Origin of the sequence: Pseudomonas sp. B21-031 (genome assembly GCF_024748985.1) — a bacterium.
In the GTDB taxonomy this organism is placed as follows: domain Bacteria; phylum Pseudomonadota; class Gammaproteobacteria; order Pseudomonadales; family Pseudomonadaceae; genus Aquipseudomonas; species Aquipseudomonas kermanshahensis.
Genome location: NZ_CP087181.1, coordinates 1232365 through 1256506 on the forward strand (window position 1 = coordinate 1232365; position 24142 = coordinate 1256506).

Annotated in this window: 23 protein-coding genes; 11 read left to right on the forward strand and 12 right to left on the reverse strand. The window is 63.8% G+C overall.

What is annotated here, in order from left to right; all coding sequences use genetic code 11:
* The first annotated feature begins 131 nt into the window (after window positions 1-131).
* From adk to LOY53_RS05605, 6 genes are all read left to right on the forward strand, one after another.
* Complete coding sequence (gene adk / locus LOY53_RS05580; RefSeq protein ID WP_252826925.1) at window positions 132-782, forward strand: adenylate kinase; 651 nt, start codon at window positions 132-134, stop codon at window positions 780-782.
* An 86-nt stretch (window positions 783-868) separates the two neighbouring features.
* Window positions 869-1543 carry a tRNA (adenosine(37)-N6)-threonylcarbamoyltransferase complex dimerization subunit type 1 TsaB gene (gene tsaB / locus LOY53_RS05585; RefSeq protein ID WP_258703701.1) on the forward strand — a complete coding sequence of 225 codons (675 nt, stop codon included), beginning with the start codon at window positions 869-871 and terminating at the stop codon, window positions 1541-1543.
* Between the two features lie 131 nt (window positions 1544-1674).
* Entirely contained in the window at window positions 1675-1971 is a 297-nt protein-coding gene (locus LOY53_RS05590) for a hypothetical protein (RefSeq protein ID WP_099453111.1), read from the forward strand.
* 3 nt (window positions 1972-1974) lie between these two features.
* On the forward strand, window positions 1975-2844 hold the full coding sequence (locus LOY53_RS05595) for a DUF72 domain-containing protein (protein ID WP_258703702.1): 870 nt from the start codon (window positions 1975-1977) through the stop codon (window positions 2842-2844).
* A 28-nt stretch (window positions 2845-2872) separates the two neighbouring features.
* Complete coding sequence (locus tag LOY53_RS05600; protein WP_099453113.1) at window positions 2873-3703, forward strand: oxaloacetate decarboxylase; 831 nt, start codon at window positions 2873-2875, stop codon at window positions 3701-3703.
* A 6-nt stretch (window positions 3704-3709) separates the two neighbouring features.
* Window positions 3710-4399 (forward strand): extensin family protein, encoded by a 690-nt coding sequence (locus LOY53_RS05605; protein WP_252826928.1) that lies wholly within the window; start codon window positions 3710-3712, stop codon window positions 4397-4399.
* A gap of 12 nt (window positions 4400-4411) precedes the next feature.
* On the opposite strand, the gene LOY53_RS05610 is transcribed toward LOY53_RS05605, so the two are convergent.
* Complete coding sequence (locus LOY53_RS05610) at window positions 4412-5032, reverse strand: energy transducer TonB (protein WP_258703703.1); 621 nt, start codon at window positions 5030-5032, stop codon at window positions 4412-4414.
* Between the two features lie 104 nt (window positions 5033-5136).
* Here LOY53_RS05610 and LOY53_RS05615 point away from each other — a divergent pair, with 104 nt between their 5' ends.
* On the forward strand, window positions 5137-5913 hold the full coding sequence (locus tag LOY53_RS05615; protein WP_099453115.1) for a class I SAM-dependent methyltransferase: 777 nt from the start codon (window positions 5137-5139) through the stop codon (window positions 5911-5913).
* A 145-nt stretch (window positions 5914-6058) separates the two neighbouring features.
* Here the strand turns inward: LOY53_RS05615 and LOY53_RS05620 are convergent, their stop codons facing one another.
* Complete coding sequence (locus LOY53_RS05620; RefSeq protein WP_258703704.1) at window positions 6059-6700, reverse strand: TetR/AcrR family transcriptional regulator; 642 nt, start codon at window positions 6698-6700, stop codon at window positions 6059-6061.
* Window positions 6701-6869: 169 nt separating this feature from the next.
* Here LOY53_RS05620 and LOY53_RS05625 point away from each other — a divergent pair, with 169 nt between their 5' ends.
* Both LOY53_RS05625 and LOY53_RS05630 read left to right on the forward strand, forming a co-directional pair.
* Window positions 6870-7970, forward strand: coding sequence for an efflux RND transporter periplasmic adaptor subunit (locus LOY53_RS05625; RefSeq protein WP_252826933.1), 1101 nt, complete (start codon window positions 6870-6872; stop codon window positions 7968-7970).
* 6 nt (window positions 7971-7976) lie between these two features.
* Entirely contained in the window at window positions 7977-11051 is a 3075-nt protein-coding gene (locus tag LOY53_RS05630; RefSeq protein WP_252826935.1) for an efflux RND transporter permease subunit, read from the forward strand.
* 128 nt (window positions 11052-11179) lie between these two features.
* Here the strand turns inward: LOY53_RS05630 and LOY53_RS05635 are convergent, their stop codons facing one another.
* From LOY53_RS05635 to plsB, 3 genes are all read right to left on the reverse strand, one after another.
* Window positions 11180-11869, reverse strand: coding sequence for a DUF4197 domain-containing protein (locus LOY53_RS05635; protein WP_258703705.1), 690 nt, complete (start codon window positions 11867-11869; stop codon window positions 11180-11182).
* A gap of 33 nt (window positions 11870-11902) precedes the next feature.
* Window positions 11903-12301, reverse strand: a complete 399-nt coding sequence (locus LOY53_RS05640; RefSeq protein WP_099453120.1) for a YbaY family lipoprotein — start codon at window positions 12299-12301, stop codon at window positions 11903-11905.
* Between the two features lie 76 nt (window positions 12302-12377).
* A complete protein-coding gene (plsB, locus tag LOY53_RS05645) occupies window positions 12378-14864 on the reverse strand; it encodes a glycerol-3-phosphate 1-O-acyltransferase PlsB (RefSeq protein ID WP_258703706.1) in 2487 nt (828 codons plus the stop codon).
* Between the two features lie 232 nt (window positions 14865-15096).
* Here plsB and LOY53_RS05650 point away from each other — a divergent pair, with 232 nt between their 5' ends.
* Window positions 15097-15306, forward strand: a complete 210-nt coding sequence (locus tag LOY53_RS05650; RefSeq protein WP_027595776.1) for a cold-shock protein — start codon at window positions 15097-15099, stop codon at window positions 15304-15306.
* Between the two features lie 71 nt (window positions 15307-15377).
* On the opposite strand, the gene LOY53_RS05655 is transcribed toward LOY53_RS05650, so the two are convergent.
* From LOY53_RS05655 to LOY53_RS05670, 4 genes are all read right to left on the reverse strand, one after another.
* Entirely contained in the window at window positions 15378-15755 is a 378-nt protein-coding gene (locus LOY53_RS05655; protein ID WP_027595777.1) for a hypothetical protein, read from the reverse strand.
* A gap of 17 nt (window positions 15756-15772) precedes the next feature.
* Entirely contained in the window at window positions 15773-16585 is an 813-nt protein-coding gene (locus tag LOY53_RS05660; protein WP_258703707.1) for a putative RNA methyltransferase, read from the reverse strand.
* On the reverse strand, window positions 16585-17736 hold the full coding sequence (gene dapE, locus LOY53_RS05665) for a succinyl-diaminopimelate desuccinylase (RefSeq protein WP_252826939.1): 1152 nt from the start codon (window positions 17734-17736) through the stop codon (window positions 16585-16587). Before dapE ends, LOY53_RS05660 begins: the two co-directional genes overlap by 1 nt.
* Before the next feature lie 106 nt (window positions 17737-17842).
* Window positions 17843-20434 carry a glycosyltransferase gene (locus LOY53_RS05670; RefSeq protein ID WP_258703708.1) on the reverse strand — a complete coding sequence of 864 codons (2592 nt, stop codon included), beginning with the start codon at window positions 20432-20434 and terminating at the stop codon, window positions 17843-17845.
* A 133-nt stretch (window positions 20435-20567) separates the two neighbouring features.
* Here LOY53_RS05670 and tcdA point away from each other — a divergent pair, with 133 nt between their 5' ends.
* Window positions 20568-21377 (forward strand): tRNA cyclic N6-threonylcarbamoyladenosine(37) synthase TcdA, encoded by an 810-nt coding sequence (tcdA, locus tag LOY53_RS05675; protein WP_027595781.1) that lies wholly within the window; start codon window positions 20568-20570, stop codon window positions 21375-21377.
* A gap of 9 nt (window positions 21378-21386) precedes the next feature.
* Here the strand turns inward: tcdA and LOY53_RS05680 are convergent, their stop codons facing one another.
* From LOY53_RS05680 to dapD, 3 genes are all read right to left on the reverse strand, one after another.
* A complete protein-coding gene (locus tag LOY53_RS05680; RefSeq protein WP_252826943.1) occupies window positions 21387-21797 on the reverse strand; it encodes a SufE family protein in 411 nt (136 codons plus the stop codon).
* A complete protein-coding gene (locus tag LOY53_RS05685; RefSeq protein ID WP_099453129.1) occupies window positions 21794-22999 on the reverse strand; it encodes a cysteine desulfurase in 1206 nt (401 codons plus the stop codon). Before LOY53_RS05685 ends, LOY53_RS05680 begins: the two co-directional genes overlap by 4 nt.
* A 78-nt stretch (window positions 23000-23077) precedes the next feature.
* Window positions 23078-24112 carry a 2,3,4,5-tetrahydropyridine-2,6-dicarboxylate N-succinyltransferase gene (gene dapD, locus LOY53_RS05690; RefSeq protein WP_027595784.1) on the reverse strand — a complete coding sequence of 345 codons (1035 nt, stop codon included), beginning with the start codon at window positions 24110-24112 and terminating at the stop codon, window positions 23078-23080.
* Window positions 24113-24142: the final 30 nt, after the last annotated feature.

Below are 24142 nucleotides of genomic sequence, written 5' to 3' on the forward strand. Positions count from 1 at the left end.
GCTTGTCTGGCTGCCGGGCGCTGTGTATCTTGAGCAGCCTTCTGACCGATTTATGGTCATACCCGATTTTCCGGACTTGGCCCTGGTTGCCGAATCCATTGAATTTCATAAAAAAATTTGAGGAGCACGAGATGCGCGTAATTCTGCTGGGAGCTCCCGGGGCCGGTAAAGGTACTCAGGCAAAATTCATCACCGAGAAGTTCGGTATCCCCCAGATCTCCACCGGTGACATGCTGCGTGCCGCCGTCAAGGCCGGCACACCGCTGGGCCTGGAACTGAAAAAAGTCATGGATGCCGGCCAACTGGTTTCCGACGAGCTGATCATCAGCCTGGTCAAGGAGCGCATCGCCCAGCCGGATTGCGCCAATGGCTGCCTGTTCGACGGCTTCCCACGCACTATCCCACAAGCTGAAGCCATGGTCGCTGCCGGTGTCGACATCGATGCCGTGGTCGAAATCGCCGTTGACGATGAAGAAATCGTTGGCCGCATGGCGGGCCGTCGCGTGCACCTGGCTTCGGGCCGCACCTACCACATTCAGTACAACCCGCCGAAAGTGGAAGGCAAGGACGACGTGACGGGCGAAGACCTGATCCAGCGCGACGACGACAAGGAAGAAACCGTCCGTCATCGCCTGTCGGTCTACCACACCCAGACCAAGCCGCTGGTCGAGTTCTACCAGAAGCTGTCGGCCGCCAATGCCGGCAAGCCAAAGTACAGCCACATCGAAGGTGTCGGTTCGGTTGACGCCATCACTGCCAAGGTGCTGGCAGCCCTGAACTGATCCAACGCCTTGCATGACAACGGCCCGCTTGCGGGCCGTTGTCGTTTATACTGACGCTCTTTTCCCTGCCCCTGGAAACCCGTTCGATGACCACCCTGCTGGCCCTGGATACCGCCACCGAAGCCTGTTCCGTTGCCCTGTTGCATGACGGCAAGGTAACCAGCCATTACGAGGTGATCCCACGTCAGCACGCGCAGAAGCTGCTGCCGATGATCAAACAACTGCTGGGTGACTCCGGTGTAGCGTTGAACGCGCTGGATGCCATCGCCTTCGGCCGTGGCCCGGGCGCCTTCACCGGCGTGCGGATCGCCATCGGTGTGGTTCAGGGTCTGGCGTTTGCGCTCGAGCGCCCGGTGCTGCCGGTGTCCAACCTAGCCGCGTTGGCGCAAGGCGCGTTGCGTGAGCAGGGTGTGCAGCAAGTGGCTGCCGCCATCGATGCACGCATGGACGAAGTGTACTGGGGCTGCTACCAGGCAAGCGAAGGCGAAATGCGCCTGATCGGCCAGGAAGTGGTACTGCCGCCCGAGCGCGTGGCGCTGCCCGACGCCAGCACAGGCGAGTGGTTCGGTGCCGGCACTGGCTGGGGGTATGCCGAGCGCCTGGCAGTGCAAGTCGCTGCCAGCAATGCCGCAGCGTTGCCCAATGCCCTCGACATCCTCAGCCTGGCCCGCTTCGCCTGGGCGCGTGGTGAGGCCATTGCTGCCGAGCAGGCGCAACCGGTGTACTTGCGCGATAATGTAGCCACACCCAAGAAACGCTGACGGCTACTCGTCGGTTATCGCCGATGACGATAAAACCTTTCGCGCGAACTGTGGTCTAGTTATCACTCGAGCATTAGCGACGGAACACTGATGCTGCTAAATTGCCATCATTGGTCCTGAGTGCTCACACCATGCGTATCGACGGTTTCTCCTCGCAGTCCTACCCGATCAAGCGCGCTCCGCGCAAAGCGTCGGTGCGCGACGAGGCAATCGACGATGCCGAAGTGATCGAGAATGACGCGCAAAGCGACGTCCCCCAAGAGGCCACCACTCGCCGTCGCAGCGGTGGCCTGCCAGCCCGCCAGCAAGACATGGTCTTCCCCCGCGCCCGTGACCGGCGCACCGCAACCGCACTGGCCAGTTACCTGAGCACGGCCGGTTTTACCGATTGGGACATGGAAGTGCTGGGGCTCGACCTGTACATTTGAGGGATGACTCCCTCTCTTCTGCCTTATTTTCTGGGTTGTCCGTCGTGGAGCGAAAGCGCCTGGCGCGATTACCTGTACCCCGCCGATGCCCGAACCACTGAATACCTGGGCCTGTACAGCCAGGTGTTCAATGCGGTCGAGGGCAACACCACCTTCTATGCCAGCCCCGCGCCCGCTAGCGTGGCCCGCTGGGCGCAGGTGATGCCGGCGCACTTTCGTTTCACGGCCAAGTTCCCCCGCGAGGTCAGCCATGCCGCAGACCTTCGCGAGCAACTGGACGCGGCGATCACCTTCACCCGGTTGATGGCGCCGCTGGGTGAGCGAGTATCGCCTTATTGGTTGCAATTACCTGCCATGTTCGGGCCTGCGCGCCTGGCAGAGCTGAGCCACTTTCTGGATGAAGTGGCGGTGCCGGTGGCCGTAGAGGTGCGTAACGACGCCTTTTTTGCGCGGGGTGAGGAGGAGCGGCAGCTAAACCGGCTGCTGCTCGAACGTGGCGTCGAGCGCATCTGCCTCGACCCACGGGCCTTGTTCAGCTGCACATCGCGCGACCCCGCCGTATTGCATGCCCAAGCCAAGAAACCCAAAGTGCCACCGCGCCCCGCTGCCTTCAGCCAGCACCCGCAGGTGCGTTTCATTGGCCACCCGCAACTGGACGCCAACGAAACCTTCCTGACCCCCTGGGTGGACAAGATAGCCAGCTGGATCGAGGAAGGCCGCAGCCCCTACATCTTCTTGCACACCTCGGATAACCGCCTGGCTGCGGCATTGGCCCAGCGCTTTCACCAGCGCCTGATGCAGCGTCTGCCCGGCCTTGCATCATTGCCGGAATTGCCACGCGCCCCTGAGGTCGAACAACTGGGACTACTCTGACCACTCCTTAATGCCTGAGGTTGAGACCATGGATGTGCAAACCCTGCGAGCCGAAGCCTTCAAGGCCCTGCATGAGCGCGACAGCGCGTTCGTCATCCCCAACCCGTGGGATGCCGGCTCTGCCAAGCTGCTGGCCAGTCTAGGCTTCGAGGCACTGGCCACGACCAGCGCGGGCCTGGCCTTCAGCCTGGGTCGGCCAGACGCCGAAGGCGCGTTGAGCCTGGACGAAACCTTGGCTAATGCCGGCGTGATCGTCGACGCCACGGCGTTGCCGGTTGCCGCCGACCTTGAAAATGGCTTTGGCGACCTGCCTGAGGATTGTGCTCAGACCATTCTACGTGCCGCCGAGGCGGGCCTTGTGGGGGGCTCTATCGAGGACGCCAGCGGGCGCAAGGACGCCCCCATCTATGACCACGGCCTGGCGGTGGAGCGCGTGCGCGCGGCGGTTCAGGCAGCGCGCAGCCTGCCGTTCCCCTTCACCCTCTGCGCCCGCGCAGAAAACCTGCTACACGGGCGAATGGACCTGGACGATACCATCCTGCGCCTGCAAGCCTTTGCCGAAGCGGGTGCCGATGTGCTCTATGCGCCTGGGCTGCGCACGGTCGAAGAAATCCGTGCAGTGGTACAGGCGGTGGCGCCCAAGCCGGTCAACGTGCTGATGGGGTTGGCAGGCGTGACGCTGAGCGTCAACCAACTTCAGGACCTGGGCGTGCGCCGAATCAGCGTGGGGTCTTCGCTGGCTCGCGCAGCGTTAGGGGCTTTCCACCGGGCGGCCCTGGAAATTCGCGATGAAGGCACGTTCGGCTACGGCGAACAGGCGTTGCCTTTCGCGCAGCTCAACGATCTGTTCCGTCGCTGATTGGCCATGCGTGCGTTGCTGGCGCTGCTGGTGGGCCTGTCCTTGATGGCAGGCCTGGCCTGGCACCTTGGCTGGCGCCTGCCCGATGCATGGAACCCCTGGGCGGCGCTGGACGTGCGCCAGCCACCCAACCTGCTCACTGCCTACAAACTGTCGCGCCTGCGCAATGACCCAGCGCTGTGCCGCGAAGCGCTGGCAACCAGTCGCCTGCGTTACCGGGCGCAGGCCGACAGCCCAGCCTCGGCCAACTGCCCGCTGAACAACGTGTGGCGCATCGAAGGCGGTCAGGCGCGGCTCAGCAGCAGTTTTCTCGCCAGTTGCCCGCTGGCAGTGGCCTACGCGCTGTTCGAGCAGCATGGTCTGCAGCCCGTGGCGCAGCGGGTCTTGGGGCAGCCGGTGACCCAGGTCGATCACCTGGGCAGTTTCGCCTGCCGCAATGTATACCACCGCAAACAAGGCCGACTCAGCCAGCATGCCACCGCCAATGCCTTGGACATCAGTGGTTTTCGCTTGCAGGACGGCCAGCGCATCGTGCTGGCGCAGGATTGGCAGGCGGGCGGGCAGAAGGCTGAGTTTTTACGCGAGGTGCAGCAGGTGGCCTGCAAGCGCTTCAGTACCGTGCTGGGGCCCGACTACAATGCCGCGCACCACAACCACTTCCACGTTGACATGGGCCTCTGGCAGATTTGCCGCTGAGCCGCTGTAGCTTTAGGCGTAGGCGCGAACGTTGTTGAGCACCACCGGGCGCGCCCAATGGATGTCGAATTCCAGGTCGTTCTGCTGTTTGGCCAGGGTGGTTTCGTCGTAGGGCTCGGGCGCCGGGTCCAGCAGGTTGGTCTCGAACTCGGCGATAGGCAGGAACAGTGGGCGCGGGGAGGGGCCTGGGCCCGGCTCGGCAAGCGGCTGGCCCTGGCTCATCACCACTGGGCGCAACCAGCTGTTGCTCAGGTCCAGTTCGCGCTGTTGTTGGATCAGCTCAATGGCACTGAACGGTTCGGGCACAGGTTCCAGCAGGTTTGCCTCAAGCTCTGCCTTGGGCAGGAACAGCGGCTCGGGTGGCGCGACTTCGGTATCGTGCACGGCGCAGGCGCGCTGGGCATCGATCAGCGCCAGCGCCCTGGCCCCGCCAATCGGCTCGCCGCTGTGCTGATCGTACTGCACGAACGACTCGCTGATACTGTCCGCGGGCACTTCCTGTTGCTCGGCCATGGCACGGGCAAAGAAATCCTGCCACAGGTGGCTGACGCCCCCGAGTGTCTGGGTATTCTGCTGACCGTAGTGGCCGACAGGCGACAGGTAGGTCAAACCGATGGGAAGAGTATCTGTCATGGCAGTCGCGCGCGTTGTGCTCTGGCAGAATAGCGGGATATTGCCTGTATCGGCCGTGGTTGCCGATTCATTAAGGGCTGGGTTTGATTTTTTAGGTGTGGACGATGGAAGAGCAAGGCACGGGTATCAGGGTTGAAGCGATGTCGGCTGAGTATGCGCAACAGGCCGCAGCGTGGGCCGAGCGCCTGGGCCTGCCGCTGCGGGACGATGCCGCCGGCTTCGCTGTGCAGGTGGGTGCTGAAGGCTTGCAGATCCAGCAGTTGGGCCCGCAGGCGCCTGGGCCGGTGCGGGTGGACTTCGTCGAAGGCCAGGCCGCGCACCGGCGTCAGTTTGGCGGTGGCAACGGGCAGATGATCGCCAAGGCGGTCGGCATTGCTCAAGGTGTTCGCCCGCAAGTGCTCGACGCGACTGCAGGGCTGGGCAAGGATGCCTTCGTGCTGGCCAGCCTGGGTTGCCAGATGACCCTGATCGAGCGCCAGCCGCTGATTGCCGCGTTGTTGGAAGACGGCCTGGCACGGGCCCGTGCCGATGAAGAGGTGGGCCCGATCGTTGGGCGTATGCGCCTGCTGACCGGCAATGCCATCGAGCGTATGCGCGCGTGGGAAGGCGAGCCGCCGCAGGTGATCTACCTCGACCCGATGTTCCCGCACCGGGACAAAAGCGCCCTGGTGAAGAAGGAAATGCGCGTGTTCCGGCCGTTGGTGGGGGATGACATGGATGCCCCGGCCTTGCTCGAAGCCGCCCTGGCGTTGGCCAGCCATCGGGTGGTGGTGAAGCGCCCGCGCAAGGCACCGATCATCGACGGGCCGAAGCCGAGCCATTGCCTGGAAGGCAAGTCGAGTCGGTATGACATCTACCCGAAGAAAGCGCTGAAGGCCTGATAACGAAGACGCCTGTAAGAGCAGCCTTGCGCTGCGAAGAGGCCGGTGAAAGCCGTGATGATTCAAGGTGAATTCACCGGCCTCTTCGCAGCACAAGGCTGCTCCTACCTTACCGGGTGGGTGCCGGTAGGCCGCATGGGTCACGCTAAGGCCGGAACGCCCGCATGAACACCCCCACCACCTCACGCACATGCGCCTCGGCCTCGTCCCCTTCCAGCGGCCCGGCGCACCCCAGCAGCAGCCGGTAGTCCGGCGCACCCTTGACCATGCAGAAGAAGTGCTCTGCCGCGCGCAACGGGTTGTCGATGCGCAGCAACCCGCGCTCATGCGCCCCGCGCAGCAGCGCTTCCATACCTGCCAGCACGCGTTTGGGCCCGGCTTCGTAGAAGTACTCGCCAAAACTTGGGTCCAGGCTGCCCTGGGCCATGATCAGGCGGCTGAGCTTGACCGCTTCGTCGCTGCTGATCAGCGCCTGGAAGTTACGGGCAATGGTCAGCAGCACCTCTTCCACCGGCGCCCCCTCGGGGTATTCGAACAGCAGGTCGGGCAGCTGGATCTGGCAGGTTGCCATGACCGCCGCGCAGAACAGCGTCTGCTTGTCGGTGAAGTGGCTGTACACGGTGAGTTTTGAAACACCTGCCGCCGTAGCGACCGCATCCATGCTGGTGTTGGCATAGCCAAGGCTGAGGAACAGTGTCTTGGCCGCTTCGAGGATCGCCTCGCGCTTGGCCAGGTCCTTGGGGCGACCGGGCCCGATGGGTGCGTCGTTGGGCATTGGAGTCTGCATCTGGTTGAAGAGTCGCCCATCTTAACGGGTCGCACGCCATCCGGCCTCAAGGAATGGCCAAACGTTGATGTTGATTTTCTTTCCGGCGCTGGCTTCCCGGCTTCGGTTCGCTGATTTAATATACCCGTCAGTATAAATATTCGATGTGCTCTTCGCGAAAGGATTCATCATGTTGCGCCATGCCTTGTCCATCGCTTTGCCCGCTGCCGTCGCCGTGTTGCTGACGGCGTGTGGCCAGGAAACCGCACCGCCCGCTGCGCCGCGCCCGGCACTGGTGATCCAGCCGCAGCCGGCCGAAGCGGCAGCCGACAGCTACCCCGGCGAAGTGCGTGCGCGCTTCGAGCCGGAACTCGCCTTCCGCATCGCTGGCAAGGTCAGCAAGCGCCTGGTCGAGGAAGGGCAGCGGGTCAAGGCCGAGCAGCCGCTGGCCGAGCTGGACCCCCAGGATGTGCGCCTGCAACTGGAAGCCAATCGCGCCCAGCTGGCGGCCGCCGAAGCCAACCTGGCACTGGTGCGCGCCGAGCGTGATCGCTACCAGAAGCTGCTGGACCGGCAGATGGTCAGCCACTCGCAATACGACAATGCCGAAAACCTCTACCGCGCCGGCATGGCCCGCCTTAAACAAGCCAAAGCCGAGTTCGACGTTGCCGGCAACCAGGCCGATTACGCGGTGCTGCGTGCGCCGCAGGCTGGGGTGATCGCCAAGCGCCAGGTCGAAGTGGGTCAGGTGGTCGCTGCCGGGCAGACCGTGTTTACCTTGGCTGCAGATGGCGAGCGTGAGGTGGCCATCGGCCTGCCGGAGCAGCAATTCGCCCGTTTTGCGGTGGGGCAGGCGGTCAGTGTGGAACTGTGGTCGCACCCTGGTGAGCGTTTCGAAGGGCGCATCCGTGAACTTTCGCCGGCAGCCGACCCACGTTCGCGCACCTTTGCCGCGCGCATCGCCTTCACTTCCGCCAAGGCACCGGCCGAGCTGGGCCAGAGCGCGCGTGTGTTCATTGCCCATGAGGGCCTCATCCCACTGGCGGTGCCGCTGTCTGCGGTGACCGCAGAAAATGGCCAGGCCTATGTCTGGCGGGTCAACCCGGACCACCGCCTGGCGCGCACGGTGGTGCGCCTTGGGCCTTACGGCACCGACAGCGTCCCGGTACTCGAAGGCTTGAAGCCGGGCGACTGGGTGGTCGCAGCGGGCGGCCATGTGCTGCGCGAGGGGCAGGAGGTGCGCCCCGTGGACCGCACCAACCGTGTAGTGAACCTGACGGCCAAGGAGTAAGTCCCGATGGGTTTCAACCTTTCCGCCTGGGCGCTGCGCAATCGCCAGATCGTACTGTTCCTGATGATCCTGCTGGCTGCCATTGGCGCCATGTCCTATACCAAGCTGGGCCAGAGCGAGGACCCGCCTTTCACCTTCAAGGCCATGGTCGTGCGCACCCTGTGGCCCGGCGCCACCGCCGAAGAAGTGTCGCGCCAGGTCACCGAACGCATCGAAAAGAAACTGATGGAGACCGGCGAGTACGAGAAGATCGTTTCGTTCTCCCGACCGGGCGAGTCGCAGGTGACCTTCATGGCTCGCGATTCGCTGCATTCCAAGGACATCCCCGAGCTGTGGTACCAGATCCGCAAGAAGGTCGCGGACATCCGGCACACCCTGCCACCGGAGGTGCAAGGCCCGTTCTTCAATGACGAGTTCGGCACCACGTTCGGCAACATCTATGCGCTGACCGGCGCGGGCTTTGACTACGCGGTGCTCAAGGATTACGCCGACCGTATCCAGGTCCAGCTGCAGCGGGTCAAGGACGTCGGCAAGGTCGAGCTGGTCGGGCTACAGGACGAGAAAATCTGGATCGAGCTGTCCAACCTCAAGCTGGCAACCCTCGGGGTGCCACTGGAGGCGGTCCAACAGGCTCTGCAGGCGCAGAACGCGGTGAGCACTGCCGGCTTCTTCGAAACCCCCAGCGAGCGCCTGCAACTGCGGGTAAGTGGGCGCTTCGACAGCGTCGAGCAGATCCGCCAGTTCCCGATTCGCGTGGGCGATCGCACCTTCCGCATCGGCGACGTTGCCGAGGTGCACCGCGGCTTTAACGACCCGCCCGCACCGCGCATGCGCTTCATGGGTGAGGACGCCATCGGCCTGGCTGTGTCGATGAAGGACGGCGGCGACATTCTGGTACTGGGCAAGGCCCTGGAGGGCGAATTCGAACGCCTGGCGAGCAACCTGCCGGCGGGCATGGAGCTGCGCAAGGTCTCGGACCAGCCGGCGGCGGTCAAGGCGGGCGTCGGTGAGTTCGTCCAAGTGCTGGCCGAAGCGTTGATCATTGTGCTGCTGGTGAGCTTCTTCTCCCTGGGCCTGCGCACCGGGCTGGTAGTGGCGTTGGCCATCCCGCTGGTATTGGCCATGACCTTTGCCGCCATGCATTACTTTGGCATCGGCTTACACAAGATCTCGCTCGGTGCCCTGGTGCTGGCGCTTGGCCTGCTGGTGGATGATGCGATCATTGCCGTGGAAATGATGGCGATCAAGATGGAGCAGGGCTACGACAGGCTCAAGGCGGCGAGCTATGCCTGGAGCAGCACGGCCTTCCCGATGCTCACCGGCACGCTGATCACCGCGGCGGGCTTCCTGCCTATCGCCACGGCGGCCTCGAGTACCGGCGAATACACCCGCTCGATCTTCCAGGTGGTGACCATTGCGCTGCTGACCTCCTGGGTCGCTGCGGTGGTGTTCGTGCCGTACCTGGGCGAGCGGCTGCTGCCAGACCTGGCCAAACTGCATGCGGCGCGGCACGGCAGTGATGGGCAAGCGCCCGACCCGTATGCCACGCCATTCTACCAACGCGTACGGCGGGTGGTGGAGTGGTGCGTGCGGCGGCGCAAGACGGTCATCCTGCTGACCCTCGCGGCGTTTGTCGGCAGCATTCTGTTGTTCCGTTTCGTGCCGCAGCAGTTCTTCCCGGCCTCCGGGCGCCCGGAGCTGATGGTCGATCTGAAACTGGCCGAAGGTGCATCGCTGGCCAACACCGCCGAGCGGGTCAAGCAACTGGAAGCACTGCTCAAGCAGCAGGACGGCATCGACAATTACGTGGCCTATGTCGGCACCGGTTCACCGCGCTTCTACTTGCCACTGGACCAGCAACTGCCGGCCGCCAGCTTTGCCCAGTTCGTCGTGCTGGCCAAGTCGATGGAAGACCGTGAGCGCCTGCGCAGTTGGCTGATCAACACCATGGACCAGCAATTCCCCGATCTGCGCGGCCGCGTCACCCGCCTGGAGAACGGCCCACCCGTGGGCTACCCGGTGCAGTTCCGGGTGACCGGCGAGCATATCGAGAAGGCCCGTGCGCTGGCCCGCGAGGTGGCCGACAAGGTGCGTGAGAACCCGCATGTGGTGAACGTGCACCTGGACTGGGAAGAGCCGAGCAAGGCGGTGTTCCTGGAGATCGACCAGGACCGCGCGCGCGCCCTCGGCGTCAGTACCGCGCAGTTGTCCAGCTTCCTGCAGAGCTCGCTGACCGGGACCACGGTCAGCCAGTACCGCGAAGACAACGAATTGATCGAGATCCTGCTGCGCGGTACGCACAAGGAACGCAGCGAGCTGGCCAACCTCGGCAGCCTGGCGTTGCCCACCGACAACGGCCAGAGCGTGGCGCTGTCGCAGGTGGCGACCCTGGAGTATGGCTTCGAGGAGGGCATCATCTGGCACCGTAACCGTTTGCCGACGGTGACCGTGCGCGCCGACATCTATGACAAGGAACAGCCGGCGACGCTGGTGCGGCAGATCGAGCCGACACTGCAGGCGATCAAAGCCAAGCTGCCGGATGGCTACCTGCTCGAGGTAGGCGGCACGGTAGAGGATTCGGAGCGCGGGCAGAAATCGGTGAATGCCGGCATGCCGCTGTTCATCGTGGTGGTGTTGAGTTTGCTGATGATCCAGCTGCGCAGCTTCTCGCGCACGGTGATGGTGTTTTTGACCGCGCCCTTGGGGTTGATTGGGGTGACCCTGTTCCTGCTGGTGTTCCGCCAGCCGTTTGGCTTCGTCGCCATGCTCGGCACCATTGCCCTGGCGGGGATGATCATGCGTAACTCGGTGATTCTGGTGGACCAGATCGAACAGGACATCGCAGCGGGCATGGCGCGTTGGCAGGCGATCATCGAGGCCACGGTACGGCGCTTCCGCCCGATCGTGCTGACCGCGCTGGCGGCGGTATTGGCGATGATCCCGTTGTCGCGCAGTGTGTTCTATGGGCCGATGGCGGTGGCGATCATGGGCGGGTTGATTGTTGCGACCGCGTTGACCCTGCTGTTCTTGCCAGCGCTGTATGCGGCGTGGTTCAGGGTGAAGAAGGATTCCACTGACTGAGCAGCCACTGCCCTGTGTAGGAGCAGCCTTGTGCTGCGAAGAGGCCGGTGCAGGCACCCTTGATGTCAGGTGCTTGCACCGGCCTCTTCGCAGCACAAGGCTGCTCCTACACAGGGGCTGAGCTGCGCTTAAAGCACGCCGAAGACCTTCTTGGCCAGGCTGGTTGCAGCCTCGGCCGGGTTCTGGCGAATGCTTTGTTCTTGCTTGCCGATCATCTCGAACAGGCCATCCAGCGCCTTTTCGGTCACGTAGTTCTCGATGCTGGCGCTCTTGGCGTCGACCACGCCCAATGCCACCGCTTGCCCGGCAAAGTTGTTGTACTGCTGGGCCAGGCCCACCTTGTCGGTGGCTTGCTTGACGATCGGCAGGAACTTGGCGCGGATCTGTTCGCGGCTGCTTTTGTTCAGGTACTGGGTGGCCGAGTCGTCGCCACCGCTGAGGATGCCCTTGGCATCGGTCACGCTCATTTTCTTGACAGCATCGACCAGGATCGCCTGGGCCTGTGGCACGGCAGCCTCGGCGGCCTTGTTCATGCTGGTTTCCAAGGCATCGACCTGGTCACCCTTGCCGAACATCTTCATGGCTTTGGCGGCCTTGCCGAGGTTGCCCGGCAGTTCGATGCGCACGTCCGGGTTGTTGTTGAAACCGCCTGGGGTGCTCAGTTGCTTGACGGCAATCTGCGCGCCTTGGGTCAGCGCGTCTTTCAGGCCACCGGTGGCGTCCTTCTGGGACAGGTCGCCCAGCGACAGGGCCAGGGCACTGGCAGACAGCAGCAAGCCGGCGCACAGGGTGGTGAAACGCAGGGAAGAGCGAATCATGAAGCTTTCCTTCTGAACAGAAATGTACGGGTGTCAGCGAACCTGATCGACCTTGATCCGCACGGGCTGGGTGTCGCTGCCGTCGAGTTTCACGCTGTGGTGTTCGGTGTTGATGAACAGCAGCTTGCCGTCGAGCTCGATACGCGCGCTGATCGCATAGCGGTGGCCGGGCTTGACCTGGGCCGGGTCATAAGTGAGGTGGAACGGCAGCGGTACGTTGCCTTTTACCGGGCCGGCCTGGCTGGCCAGGGTCACTGCGGGTGCGTCCATCAGCGACACGTCCTGCAAGCTCACGCTGAGGGTGGCGGTTGGGGGCAGGGCGATGCGCTGCAGGTAGAAGACTTCGCCGTCCAGGCTGGCCTGGGTCGATGGGGTGTGGCTGGAGCAGGCTGCAAGCAGGGATGCGCAACACAGCATAAAGAGCTTTTTCATGGAATCTCCGTAGTCCTTGGCGCTGGCTTTTGGCCAACCCCAGGGACTTTAGCGGATTTGCGCCTCAGATGAAGCCTCAGAGGGCCGAAGTTTCCAGGGAGTCGTCGCGGTGCAAGGCCACTTGGCGGATCGACAAGCGTAACTCCGCCGACAGCACGCGCTTGGCGACCGCTTCGGCCACCTCGGCGAGCTTGTCGTGGTAGCCCAGCTTGCCCTGCGCGTCTGCTTGCAGCACGCCTTGCTCGATCAACGTCTGGATGAAGTGGCGGAACAGGGTCTTGTCGAAGAATTCCGGGGCGTTGAGGCCATGCAGAATCGACAGGCGCTGGGCCATCATCACGCAGAGGTCCTCCAGCGCTTCGGCACTCAAGGTGTGCTGGCCGCTGTTGAGCAACAGCGAAGTGGCCATGTAGAAGCGCTGCAAGGTCTGGGTGATATTGCGGGCCAGCAACGTCAGCAATACGAACGGCCGAGAGCTCGGCGCCGGGCGCAGGTAGACATCGTTTTCCTGGCGCAACAGCCCTTGCTCGACCAGTGCAGCCAGCCACTGGTCGATCACCTCGTCCAGTTGTTCCGGGGTCCAGCGCAGGAACAGCTCGGTTTGCAGGTACGGGTACAACGCCCGGACATACTGGCCAAGCAGTTCGCGGCTCATGCGTGAGCTGCTGAGGAAGAAGCTGGCCAGCAGGGCCGGCAGGGCGAAGATGTGCAGGACGTTGTTGCGGTAATAGGTCATCAACACCGCATCGGCTTCATCCAGATACAAGATGCGGCCCAAGGCGTCCTTCTGCTCGGACAGCAGCTTCATGCCCTTCACATGCTCGATCAAGGCCAGGCCATCCCCCTCCGGCAAGGTGGTATGGGGCGAATACGGCACTTTGCGCAACAGCGACAGATACAGGTCCAGTACGCGGCTCAGGGCACGTTCGTCGAGGGCGTGGCGGCTGGTGGACAGCAATGCCAGGGCCACCAGGTTGACCGGGTTGATCGCCGCGGCCTCGTTGAGGTGGCGCGCCACGGTGTCGCCCAGGCGTGAAGTGGCCTGGTTGAGCCAGGCCGGGCGGAACTGCGGGCCGTGGTCCTGTTCACGCCAGCCGGGTTGCTGCTCGTCGAGGAAGCCTGCCAAGCGGATCGGCTCGCCGAAGTTGACGTAGACCTGGCCAAAGCGCTGCTTCAGGGCACTGAAGACCTTGAAGATGTCGAAGATCGACTCCTTCTTCTTGCTCGCGCCGCGCAGTTCGCCCAGGTAGGTGCGGCCTTCGAGCACGCGCTCATAGCCGATGTACACCGGCACGAAGACGATGGGCGTGCGCGACGAGCGCAGGAAGCTGCGCAGGGTGATCGCCAGCATGCCGGTACGCGGTTGCAGCATGCGCCCGGTGCGCGAGCGGCCGCCTTCGACGAAGTATTCCACCGGGAACCCTTTGCTGAACAACGTGTGCAGGTACTCGTTGAACACGGCGGTATAAAGCGGGTTGCCCTTGAAGGTGCGGCGCATGAAGAACGCCCCGCCACGGCGCAGCAGGCTACCGACGACCGGCATGTTGAGGTTGATGCCGGCCGCCACGTGCGGCGGGGTGAGGCCGTTGCGGAACAACAGGTACGACAGCAGCAGGTAGTCGATGTGGCTGCGGTGGCAGGGCACGTAGATCACTTCATGGCCCGGGGCGATGCCTTGCACCTGCTCGATGTGGTTGACCTTGATGCCGTCGTAGATCTTGTTCCAGAACCAGCTGAGCACCACTTCGAGGAAGCGGATTGCGGTGTACGTGTAGTCCGAGGCGATCTCGTTGCCATAGCGCAGCGCCTGGGCCTCGGCCTTGGCCAGCGGGATACCCTCGCGCTCGGCTTCTTCGCTGATGGCCTGGCGTACCTGTGGCGCATGCACCAGGCCTTTGACCAGGTTGCGTCGGTGCGAGATGTCTGGGCCGATCACGGCTGTCTTGAGGTTACGGAAGTGCACGCGCATCAGGCGCTGGGCCATGCGCACGGTGCGCTCGTGGCCCTTGTTGTGCTGCACCAGTTCACGCAGGTGGATCGGTGCAGAGAACTGCACACGCGTCTTGCGCCCCAGGATCAGCAAGGTCAGCAGCCGGCGCAGGCGCCCGGTGACCGCCCAGCTGTCGGCGAACAGCAACTTCCAGGGGCTGGACTCACTGGCGGGGCTTTGACCCCAGAACACACTCACCGGAATGATCTGCGCGTCTTCCTCGGCATGCTGGGTCACGGCCGCGACCAGGCGTTCGAGGGTGGGCGGGGCGCCGCTTTTGTCCTGGCGGCCCAGCCAGTCGGGGTCGGGCGTCAGGTAAAAGAACGCGGCCGGCTCGTGCAGGCTGCCCACGGCCACCGGCAGCACCGGGCGTGGCAGCCCTGCCTTGGTGCACTCGCGGTCGAGTACTGCCAGGTCAGTCAGCGAGGGCGACGGCAGGGCATAGAACACCGGGCGGCTGCGGTCGAGCTTGAGCGTCAGCGACGACTGGTTGATGGTCTCGGAGCGCACCCACAGGTACAACAGGCGACGCAGGGCGCCGAAGATCAGGCGGCGCAGGGGGGAACGGGTCATGAGGAGTGGGCCCTGGGAGTGATTTTCAGGTGAGTATCCAGCCAATTAGTCTGCCGTATGTGCGTAAGTTCAGCAAAAACCGGCAAAAATCCGGACCGTCATCAATTTTTTTTAATCTGTGTCATATACTCGGCCTGCCACTTGCAGGATATTTCGGCAAGCGGCGTCGGCACGCGGTGATGACTGCGTGCCTACAAGGCGATCTTCACAATAAAAATCCGGAGTAGTTCAGATGTCGTCTCGTGAGACTGGGAATGTAAAGTGGTTCAACGATGCCAAGGGCTATGGCTTCATTCAGCGCGAAGGTGGTGCGGATGTGTTCGTCCATTATCGGGCGATCCGCGGTGAGGGGCATCGTACCCTGGTCGAAGGGCAACAGGTCGAGTACGCCTGCGTGCAGGGCCAGAAAGGCCTGCAAGCCGAGGACGTAGTAGGGCTCTGAGCCTCATGTGGTAAGCCTCAAGCTGCAAGTCCGTGTCACTTGCAGCCTGATGCGATCAGTTTCCAGCCTGTTCAGCTGGTGCGCCAGGTGATTTCCTCTTCACCGTCGGCGCTGATGCGGATCCAGCGATCGGCATCTTCTTCACCGTCTTCCTCGACCCAGCCACCCGGTGCGCAGCGTACTTCGACGCCGAGCGCGGCATGCGCGGCGCGTGCACAGGCGACGTCATCAGCCCACGGCGTCTGGTCGCTTTCCAGGTAAAGGCTGTTCCATTTCCCTACAGCCTTGGGTAACCAAGTGACTGGAATGTTACCGGCCTTGCATTTGAAGGTCTGGCCTTTTTGCTGCCATTCGCTGCACGGGCCGACGGCCTCGGCGAGCCAGGCGGCAATTTGCTTGTGGTCGACGTCGGCGTCCTTCAGGTAAATCTCGATATCAGGTTGGCGCATAAGGGCTCCGGGTGTGCTCAGTCTTGGCGCACGAAATAGTCATAACGCATGGAAACCGTGACCTCGAACGGCTCGGCCTGGTCGATCACCAGTGCCCGTTTTTCGGCGCTGGCGCGCCAGCCGTGCGGGGTCATGGCCAGCAGGTCGGCACGTGCCTTGGGCGCAGCCAGGCTCAGGCGGAACTCAAGGGTTTCGCTGTGCGCATGGGCCATGCCCTCCGGCACCAGGGCCAGGTGCTTGTCGTCGGCGTACGGGCGCACTTCATCGTAGAGCACTTCACGCAGCTCCATCAGGTGGCCGCTGGTCGGGCCGACCCGCATCAGGCCACCGCCAGGGCTGAGCAGGCGCTTGGCTTCGGCCCAGTCCAGCGGGCTGAACACGCTGGCGATGAACTGGCAGCTGGCGTCGGCCAGGGGCACGCGGGCCATGCTGGCGACCATCCAGGTGACCGACGGATCACGCCGGCAGGCGCGCTTGACCGCTTCGCGAGAAATGTCCAGGGCGTAGCCGTCGGCGTCGGGCAGGGCTAGGGCCAGCTGGGCGGTGTAGTAGCCTTCACCGCAGCCGATGTCCAGCCAGGTAGCAGGCTGGCGCTCGGCGGCGAGCTCGGCCAGGCGACCGGCCACCGGGGCGTAGTGCCCGGCGTCGAGGAAGTCGCGACGAGCTTCGACCATGGCCTGGTTGTCACCTGGGTCTCGGCTGTTCTTGTGCTGCACCGGCAGCAGGTTCAGGTAACCCTGGCGGGCGCGGTCGAAGCGGTGGCCGGCAGGGCACACCACGCCATTGTCGAGCCGCGACAGGGCTGCCTGGCAGAGGGGGCAGGCCAGCATCAGGCGAGCAACCGGACCAGGGTCTGATAGTAGATCTCGGTCAGCAGGTCGAGGTCACTGGCCAGGATGCGCTCATCGACCTGGTGAATGGTGGCGTTGACCGGGCCGAGCTCGACCACCTGGGTGCCCATGGTGGCAATGAACCGGCCATCGGAAGTACCGCCACTGGTGGACGGGTGGGTATCCCGGTCGGTGACGGCCTTGATGCTGGCCGACACCGCATCCAGCAGTTCGCCCGGTTCGGTGAGGAAGGGCAGGCCGGACAGCGCCCAGTCGACGCTCCAGTCAAGCTGATGCTTGTCGAGGATCGCCGCCACCCGCTGCTGCAGGCCTTCGACGGTCGACTCGGTAGAGAAGCGGAAGTTGAACAGCGCAGTCAGTTCGCCGGGTACCACGTTGGTGGCGCCAGTGCCGGAATTGAGGTTGGAGATCTGGAAGCTGGTTGGCGGGAAGAACGCGTTGCCTTCGTCCCAATGCTCGGCCGCCAGTTCTGCCAGGGCGGGGGCGGCGAGGTGGATCGGGTTGCGCGCCAGGTGCGGGTAGGCCACATGGCCCTGCTTGCCCCGTACGGTCAGCTTGGCACCCAGCGAGCCGCGGCGGCCGTTCTTGACCACGTCGCCGAGCAGGGTGGTGCTTGAAGGCTCACCGACGATGCACCAGTCCAGGCGCTCGTTGCGTGCTTTCAGGCGCTCGACCACGGCTTTGGTGCCGTGGTGGGCAGGGCCTTCTTCGTCGCTGGTGATCAGGAAAGCGACCTTGCCGCGGTGGTCGGGATAGTCGCGCACGAAGCGCTCGCTGGCCACCACCATCGACGCCAGGCTGCCTTTCATGTCGGCGGCGCCACGGCCGCAGAGCATGCCATCGGCATCGATCAGTGCTTCGAACGGCTCGTGCTGCCATTGCTGCACCGGGCCGGTCGGCACCACGTCGGTATGGCCGGCGAAGCACAGCACCGGGCCGTCCTGGTTGCCATGGGTGGCCCAGAAGTTGTCGACGTCTTCGATGCGCATGGGTTCGAGCTGGAAGCCCACGGCGCCCAGGCGATTCATCATCTGCGCCTGGCAGTCGGCATCGACGGGGGTGACCGAGGGGCGACGGATCAGGTCGCAGGCCAGTTGAAGGGTAGGCGAGAGCTCGGCAGGGGCCGTCATGGGGAACTCCGGGGCAAGGCAAGGCGGAAAACGAGGGGCGTTATCTTATATCAAACGAGGGTTGTCGGCACGGGGCAATGGGGCCGCAGGGCGGCCCCGGCCTGTTTCACGTGGCTTGTGCTTCGACGTTCTTCTCGGCAGGTTTTGGCAACGACGACAGCAACGCCATCACCAATGCCGCCAGGTACGGCAACGACTGCACCAGCAGCATCGCCACCCAGAAGCGCATGTCCGAACTTGGCAGCCCTTGCACCAGATAGATGCCCAGCGCCGCGCCCCACAATAGCAGCATGATGAACAGTTCTTCGCGCGCTTCGGAGAGGGCCACCAGCACACCATGGCTGTCGGCATTCTTGGGCGTGCGGATGAACGGCATGCTGCTGGTGAAGAACCCGTACAGCACCGCCTTGGCGATGGTGTGCGACAACGCCAGCCCCGCCAATGCCGCAGCGAAGGCATCCTTGAGGTTGACCCCGACCGCCCGGCGGTACAGGAAGATGATCTTGCCCACCTTGAAGAAGAACAGCGCCAGCGGGGGGATGGCGAAGATCATCAGCGGCGGGTCGACCCGGTGCGGCACGATGATCATCGCCGCCGACCACAGCAGTGCGCCGACGGTGAAGAAGATGTTCATGCCGTCGGCGATCCACGGCAGCCAGCCGGCCAGGAAGTGATAGCGCTGGCCACGGGTCAGCTCGCTGCCCTTGCCGCGCAGCAGGGCGCCGGCATGGTGCTTGATGATCTGGATGGCGCCGTAGGCCCAGCGGAAGCGCTGCTTCTTGAAGTCGATGAAGGTGTCGGGCATCAGGCCCTTGCCGTAGCTGTTGTGGGCGTAGGCGGCCGACAGGCCTTTTTCGAACACGCGCAGGCCCAGCTCGGCGTCCTCGCAAATGCACCATTCGGCCCAGCCCAGCTCTTCAAGGACTGAACGGCGGGTCATGGTCATGGTGCCGTGCTGGATGATCGCGTCACGGTCGTTGCGGGTGACCATGCCGATGTGGAAGAAACCCTTGTATTCGCTGTAGCACAGCTTCTTGAAGGCGCTTTCGTGCTGGTCGCGGTAGTCCTGGGGCGACTGCACCACGGCGATTTTCGGGTCGGCGAAATGCGGCACCATGTGCTTGAGCCAGTTGCGGTCGACGCAGTAGTCAGAGTCGATCACCGCGATCACTTCGGCATCTTTAGCGGTGTGCGGGAGCAGGTAATTGAGCGCGCCGCCCTTGAAACCGGCCAGGGGCGCGACATGGAAGAACTTGAAGCGCTCGCCAAGCTTCTCGCAGTGGGCCTTCAGGGGTTCCCACACGGCCGGGTCCTTGGTGTTGTTGTCGATCACCAACACTTCGTAGTCGGGGTAGTCCAGCGCGGCCAGGGCATCGAGGGTCTGTTTGACCATCTCGGGGGGCTCGTTGTAGCAGGGGACGTGCACCGAGACTTTGGGCCGGTAGGCGCTGTCGGCCTGCACCGGCAGGAATTCGCGACGGCGCTTGTGTATCCATACCGCCTCGGCCAGTTCGTGGGCTTCTGTAAGCAACACGATGAACACGCCTAGCGCACCTAGCGCCAACAGCACGCCCACGGTGAGGCTGAACCAGGTGCTGTATTGCTGGCTGTAGTCGTAGGCAATCCACACCAGCACCGACCCACACAAGAAGGTGATGAAGGTCAGGAAGGTGCGGCCGCGCTGGCGCAGGGCCGAGCCATCGATGAACAGCACCATCAGGGCAATCATCGCCAGTACCACCGAAGCGACCGCCAGGGCACGCCACTGCGGGATGGCGACTACCGGGCCATCGAAGTTGAACTTCTGCTGGCGCTCGGCGTTGAACACGCCCCAGTAAGCCCCCACCGAACCTTCGTCACTGGCTTTCCAGGGCTGGTCATAGGCCTCGATTACAAAGTAGTTGTAACCGCGGCGGTTGAGCGTGTTGACCAGGGTACGCAGGTAGATGGCCTGGTCAGCCTGGGTAGCATCGGCGCCGCCACGCATGCGGCCATTGCTCGGCCAGCCGACTTCCGATAGCAGCAGCGGCTTGCGCGGGAACTGCTGCTTGAGGTCGCGGGCGCGGTCGAGCACGAACTCCACCGAGTCCTGCATCGGCACGAATTCCCAGTAAGGCAGGATGTGCGCGGCGATCAGGTCGACGTGCTTGGCCAGCTCCGGGTGTTCTTTCCAGATGTGCCACTGCTCACTGGTGGTGACCGGCACCTTGACGGCGGCGCGTACCCGGTCCAGGTACTGGATCAGTGCCTCGGGCGTGACTTCTTCGCGGAACAGCGCCTCGTTGCCGACCACCACCCGCACCACGCTGCGCGAGGTGTTGGCCAGTTCGATGGCGGTGGCGATTTCGCGCTCGTTGCGCTCAAGGTCCGGGCTGATCCAGATGCCCAAAGTCACCCGCAGGCCGAATTCCTCGGCCAGGCGCGGGATATCTGCCTGGGTGCCCTCTACGGTATAGATGCGGATGCTGTCGGTCAGCTTGCTCATCTGCTCCAGGTCTTGGCGCATCTCGTCGTCGCTGGGGTATTGGCCCTTTTGCGGGCTCTCGCCGAGGCGGAAGGGCGAGTACGAGAAACCAGAGATCTGCTCCGGCCAGGCAGGTGCGGAGACGGGGCGGTTGATCAGCGCCCAGAACCCGGTGAACAGCGCCGCGATGGCCAGGACCACGACCAGGTTGAGGCCGAATTTGCGTGATGACATTGTCGTCCAAGTCTGTCGAATTGAGTGAATATTAAAGCAGGATTGGCCGGCACTTTCCTAACCATGGAGGCCAACGGCGCCATTGGCATATAATGCGCGCCGTTTTTAGCGGTATGCGCTTCGGGGTAGCAAGATGAGCACAGAAGATCCACGCTTTGCCGGCGTCGCTCGGTTGTATGGCGATGATGGCCTGCAACGGTTGAAACAGGCCCATGTGGCGATCGTCGGTATCGGCGGCGTTGGCTCGTGGGCGGCCGAGGCGTTGGCGCGCAGTGGCGTGGGCGAGATTACCCTGTTCGACCTCGACGATGTCTGTGTCAGCAATACCAACCGTCAGGCCCATGCCCTCGAAGGGCAAGTGGGGCGGCCCAAGGTCGAGGTCATGGCCGAGCGTCTGCGGGCGATCAACCCGGCGTGCACGGTGCACGCGGTAGCTGACTTCGTCACCCGCGAGACCATGGCCGAGTACATCACCGAAGGCCTCGACTTCGTTATCGACTGCATCGACAGCGTCATGGCCAAGGCTGCGCTGATTGCCTGGTGCAAGCGGCGCAAGATCGGCGTTGTGACCACCGGTGGCGCGGGGGGGCAGATCGACCCAACGCAAATCCAGGTCGGTGACCTCAACAAGACTTTCAACGACCCGCTGGCTTCACGGGTACGGTCCACCTTGCGCCGCGACTACAACTTCTCGCGCAATGTCAGCCGTAACTACGCCGTGCCGTGTGTGTTTTCCAGCGAGCAGCTGCGCTACCCCAAGGGTGATGGCAGCGTTTGCCTGCAGAAGAGCTTCGTCGGTGAAGGCGTGCGCTTGGACTGCTCGGGTGGTTTTGGCGCGGTGATGATGGTGACCGCGACCTTTGGCATGGTCGCGGCCAGCAAGGCCGTGGAAAAACTGGTGGCGGGTGCCAGGCGGCCGTCAGAGCGGGTCAAAGCCGAGTAAGGCGCTGATTCAACTGACAGCACCCAGCTCCGCCATCCGCAGCAACACCGCATGCAGGCCATTGCTGCGCGAGGGGGACAGTTGCCGCTCCAGGCCTAACTGGCTGAACCAGCCCGGCAAATCCAGTTCGGCCAGCTCGCTGCTGGCCAGACCCTGCACCCGCACCAGCAGCAAGGCCAGCAACCCGCGCAACAACCGCGCATCGCTGCTGGCCTTGAATCGCCACTGGCCATCCTGCTGTTCAGCCACCAGCCACACCAGGCTTTCACAGCCATGCACGCGGTTGTGCTCGCATTTGTCGGCATCACTCAGCGGCTCAAGACGATCACCCCACTGCATCAGCAGCCGCGCACGTTGCTCCCAGCCACGGGCCTGCTCGAACTGTTCCTGCGCCTCGCGGGCAGCTGTCGATAAACTCATCGCAACATCTCCAGCCCTTGATCCAGCGCCTCGAAAAAGCGCTGCAGGTCATCGCTGTCGTTATACAGCCCCAGCGATACCCGAATCGCCCCCTCAAGCCCCAGCCCTTTGAGCAGCGGCATGGCGCAATGATGGCCGGCACGCACGGCGATGCCTTGCTCGGTCAGCAGATGGGCGATATCGGCGTTGTGCACCCCTTCGATCACGAAGCTGGCCAAAGCCGTCTGTGGCGAGCCGAGCACGCGGATGCCATCGCGGTCGGCCAGGCCGCGCAGCAAGTGCTGGTGCAAGCTGGCCTCATGCCGTTCGACCGCCTGAGCATCGAGGCTGGCCAGGTAATCGAGCGTGGCGCCCAGGCCGATGACACCCGCGATCGGTGGGGTACCGGCTTCGAAGCCCAGCGGGGCGGGGCGGAAGCTGGCGCTCTGGTACTCGGCCAGTTGCACCATCTCACCGCCAAATTGCCAGTGGCGCAGCAGCGCCAGCGCCTGGCTGCGGCCGTACAGCACGCCAACCCCTTCCGGCCCATACAGCTTGTGGCTGGAGAAGACATAGAAATCGCACGCCAACTGCTGCACATCATGGCGGCCATGCACCACGCCCTGGGCGCCGTCGACCACGGTCAATGCGCCTTGGGCGCGGGCATGGGCCAGCAACGCCGACAGCGGTTGCCAGGTGCCCAGCACGTTCGACAGCTGGCTGACCGCCAGTACCCGCGTGCGTGGCCCGATCAGTTGCAGGGCCTGATCGAGGTCGATGCAGCCGTGAATGTCGAGCGGCAGGATGACCAGGCGAAGGTTGCACCGCCGGGCCAGCTGTTGCCAGGGCAGCAGGTTGGCATGGTGTTCCAGGGCACTGACGGCGATTTCGTCACCGGCTTCGAAGCGGTGCTCCAGGCCATAGGCCAGCAGGTTGAGGGCCGAGGTGGCGCCATGGGTGAAAACGATCTGCCGCGAATCGGCGGCATTGAGCCAGGCGGCAACCTTGTCGCGGCTGGTTTCGAACGCCTGGGTCGCCAGCGCGCCGGGCAGGTGCTGGGCACGGTGCACGTTGGCCGCGCCATGGCCGTAGTAATGGCTCAGGGCATCGATCAGGGCTTGTGGTTTCTGGCTGGTGGCGGCGCTGTCCAGGTAAGTCTGGTGCTGCCGTTGCAGGGCGGCGATGGCGGGGAAATCGGCACGCCAGGGGGAGGGCTGGAACATGGTCGCGGGGCCTGGAATGAAAAACGGGTCTGGCATTACGCCAGACCCGATCTTATCACTTCAAACCGAGGAAGGTTCTCAGTTGTGGGCGTGCAGCGCCTCGTTCAGCTCGATGGCCGACTTGTGGGTCTTGCATTCCACCGCGCCGTTCAGCGAGTTGCGACGGAACAGCAGGTCGGTCTGGCCGGCCAGGTCGCGGGCCTTGACCACTTTGACCAGCTCGTTGTTCTCGTCGAGCAGGTTCACCTTGGTGCCAGCGGTGATGTACAGGCCGGCTTCAACGGTGTTGCGGTCGCCCAGCGGGATGCCGATACCGGCGTTCGCGCCGATCAGGCAGCCTTCGCCGACCTTGATGACGATGTTGCCGCCACCAGACAGGGTGCCCATGGTCGAGCAGCCGCCGCCCAGGTCCGAACCCTTGCCGACGAAGACGCCCGCCGAAACGCGGCCTTCGATCATGCCTGGGCCTTCGGTGCCTGCGTTAAAGTTGACGAAGCCTTCGTGCATGATGGTGGTGCCTTCGCCAATGTAGGCGCCCAGGCGCACACGGGCGGTGTCGGCGATACGCACGCCGGCCGGGACCACGTAATCGGTCATTTTCGGGAACTTGTCCACCGAGAACACTTCCAGCAGCTCGCCCTTCAGGCGTGCTTCCAGTTGCAGTTCGGCCAGCTCGCCCAGGTCGACGGCGCCCTGGTTGGTCCAGGCGACGTTTGGCAGCAGCGGGAAGATCCCGGCCAGGCTCACGCCATGCGGCTTGACCAGGCGGTGGGACAGCAGGTGCAGCTTGAGGTATGCCTCTGGGGTCGAGGTCAGCGCGGCGTCTTCGGCCAGCAGGGTGGCGACCAGCGGCTTGTGGCTTTCAGCCAGGCGGGTCAGCAGGGCAGCCTGGGCGGCATCGACGCCTTTCACGGCTTCAGCCAGCTGCGCTGCTTGCGCGTTGCTGAACGCAATGGCCTGGTTGCCGCCTTCGTAGCCGAGGATCGGGGTAACGGCAGCGATCAGCTCGGCGCTTGGGTTGACCAGCGGTTGTGCGTAGAAGACTTCAAGCCAGGTGCCCTGGCGGTTCTGGGAGCCGACACCGAAGGCCAGGCTGAACAGGGTATTGGACATGGGATTACCTCGTGCGAAATAGGGTGGAAG